1 protein-coding gene is annotated in these 696 nt (G+C 35.6%); it reads right to left on the bottom strand.

Annotation, left to right across the window (positions count from 1 at the left end; genetic code table 11):
* Positions 1-696: AMP-binding protein (locus A3842_RS12985; protein ID WP_178382345.1), on the bottom strand; the 696-nt coding region annotated here is incomplete at both ends.

Genomic DNA, 696 nt, shown 5'->3' with positions numbered 1-696 from the left:
TTATTTATATATTTATCAATTATTAATTTACTTAGCACCACCGGATCCTTTTGCTCTTCTTCATCAGCTATGATTACCTTTCCTCCTTTAGTGAGAGGTAAGATCGCTTCTAGCACAAAGATATCAACACAAACTGTGGTAAGTGCTAAGATTATTGAATCTTCATTAAAATTGATATTCTCCGTGATTCCTTTTATAAAATTCACAACAGATCTGTGTTCGATCATCACTCCCTTAGGTTTTCCAGTAGATCCGGATGTATAGATTAAATAAGCCAGCTGATCAGAAGAACCTGTAGTACTAGGCCATGCCTGCCCAATTATTCTATTCGATGCATACATTATTTCCTTATACTTCTTGACATGAAATCCATTTAAAAAGGGGCTATTAATATCGGAATTGGTTATGATCAAAGAAGCTTTACTATCTTCCAGCATATATTTTATGCGTTCAGAAGGAAACTCTGGATCAATCGGGAGGTAAGCACCTCCAGCTTTTAAGATACCCACGATAGATATGATCATTTCAAGTGAGCGGTGCATCATAAGACCAACAATAGTATCTCTTGTTACACCAACTGAACTTAAATATTTCGCCACCCGGTTAGACCTTTCATTTAATTCCTTATATGAAATTTCTTTATCTTTATAGATTAATGCAGTCTGCTCACCTGAATTTAAGGCCTGATCCTCAATC

The organism is Paenibacillus sp. P3E, assembly GCF_001909045.1.
GTDB classification, from domain to species: domain Bacteria; phylum Bacillota; class Bacilli; order Paenibacillales; family Paenibacillaceae; genus Paenibacillus_AQ; species Paenibacillus_AQ helianthi.
The sequence above is the reverse complement of the archived record's forward strand: the minus strand, read 5'-3'. Positions and strand labels throughout refer to the sequence as shown.